Below are 2,157 nucleotides of genomic sequence, written 5' to 3' on the forward strand. Positions count from 1 at the left end.
ACCACCGACGGCTCAACCCCGCAAGCACGCCACAACGCCGCCAGCGACACCATCACCGCCCACGACACCGGCTGCACCACATCCACCTCAGCCAGCTCAGCCCCACCACACACCACATCACTCAACGACCACCCCACAAACGGGGCAAGAGCGGCCTCACACGCCTCCATCGACGCCGCAAACACCGGCGACGCATCCCACAACTGGCGTCCCATACCGGCCCACTGCGCCCCCTGACCCGGAAACACGAACGCCACGTCATCGGCAGCGAGCCCATCCCCACCACGACCCGACACCACCCACGGCACCACACCACCAGCCCCGAACACCGGCGCAGCGGCATCATCAGGCTCCGGCTCGGACACGACCCGGGGCACAACCGGAGGTTCCTCCAACACCACATGCGCATTGGTGCCGCTGATTCCGAACGAGGACACACCCGCCCGGCGCGGACGCCCCTCGGCCTCCGGCCACTGCACGGCCTCCGTCAGCAGCGACACCGCCCCCGCCGACCAGTCGACATGCGGAGTCGGCTCATCGACGTGCAGCGTCTGCGGAAGGACACCGTGCTGCAGCGCCAGCACCATCTTCATCACACCGACCACACCCGCGGCGGCCTGCGTGTGACCGATGTTCGACTTCAACGAGCCCAACCACAAAGGCCGTTCGGGATCCCTGCCCTGCCCGTAGGTCGCCAGCAGCGCCTGCGCCTCGATCGGATCGCCCAGCCGCGTCCCCGTGCCGTGTGCCTCGACCGCGTCCACGACGTCCGCGGTCAGACGGGCGTTGGCCAGCGCCGCACGGATGACACGTTCCTGCGAAGGCCCGTTGGGCGCAGTCAGGCCATTGCTCGCACCGTCCTGGTTGATCGCCAGCAGCAGCACACCCACACCCTCACCCCAGCCGGTGCCGTCCGCACCCGCCGCGAACGGCTTGCACCGACCGTCCGGCGCAAGCCCCCGCTGCCTGCTGAACTCCACGAAGACCGGAGCGCAGCGCCTGAACCGCCAGATGCAGCGCTACCAGCGACGACGAGCACGCCGTGTCCACGGTCACCGCCTGTCCGCGCAGGCCGAGGACGTAGGCGATACGCCCACTGGCCACACTGCAGGAGGTGCCGGTCAGCAGATACCCATCGACGGACTCGGGGGCTTGGTGCAGTCCGGGACCGTACTCCTGCTGCATGAGACCGACGAACACTCCCCCATCGCGCTCCCGCAGACTCTCCGGGTCGACACCGGCCCGCTCCAGGGCCTCCCAGGAGGTCTCCAACAGCAGTCTCTGCTGCGGGTCCATGGCCTCCGCCTCGCGCGGCGAGATACCGAAGAAGCCGGGGTCGAACTCAGCCGCGTCATAGAGGAACGAGCCGGAGCGCGCATAGGTCGTACCGTGCTGTTCCGGGTCGGGGTGGTACAGGTTGTCGAGGTCCCAGCCCCGGTCGGCCGGGAAGGCGGAGATGGTGTCACCGCCCGTTGAGAGCAGTTCCCAGAGTTCTTCCGGCGTGCGGATACCACCGGGCAGACGGCAGCCCATGGCCACGATGGCGATGGGATCGTCGTCGGTGGCGGGCCGCGGCTTCACGGAGATCTCGGGATCCTGCTCGGTGCCGCCGTGGAGCAGACCGCGCACATGCCGGGCGAGTGCCTGTGGGGTGGCGTGGTCGAAGAGGACAGAGGTGGGCAGGGAGAGCCCGGTATCCGCGACCAGTCGGTTCCGCAGTTCGACGGAGGTCGCGGAGTCGAAACCCAGCGCCTTGAAAGTGAGCGTCGCGTCGATGTCACCCGCCGTGGCATGCCCCAGCACCACGGCGGCGTGCGCACGGATCCGCTGCACCCAGTCGTCGTGCCGCGCCGGCATGGCGAGAGACTCGGCTTCGGCCGGCTCGACGGATTCCACGTGTGAGCCCGTACGACGGCGGCGCGCCTCGCCGTCGAACCAGTACGGGCGGTGCTGGAAGGCGTAGGTGGGGAGGGAGAGCGTGCGGGCGTCGTGTCCGGCCAGGACCGCGGTCCAGTCGACCGGGATGCCGCGTCGGGGGCGGCCTCCTGCACCGCCATACCGAGGACGGGGTGGGAGCTGACCTCCACGAACGCGGAGTATCCCTGCTCGACCAGGCCCTGGACGGCGTCGGCGAACCGCACGCGCTGGCGCAGGTTG

At 69.4% G+C, this 2,157-nt stretch carries 1 protein-coding gene and 1 pseudogene; both read right to left on the reverse strand.

Annotated features, from left to right (window positions below; genetic code table 11):
* The coding region (locus IH68_RS60120) for an acyltransferase domain-containing protein (protein ID WP_420719052.1) at positions 1 to 890 on the reverse strand (890 nt) is incomplete at its 3' end.
* A 39-nt stretch (positions 891 to 929) separates the two neighbouring features.
* A pseudogene (locus IH68_RS60125) lies at positions 930 to 1,857 on the reverse strand (beta-ketoacyl synthase N-terminal-like domain-containing protein); the annotation flags it as partial.
* Between the last annotated feature and the right edge of the window lie 300 nt (positions 1,858 to 2,157).

The organism is Streptomyces sp. NRRL S-646, from assembly GCF_000720765.1.
Classification (GTDB): domain Bacteria; phylum Actinomycetota; class Actinomycetes; order Streptomycetales; family Streptomycetaceae; genus Streptomyces.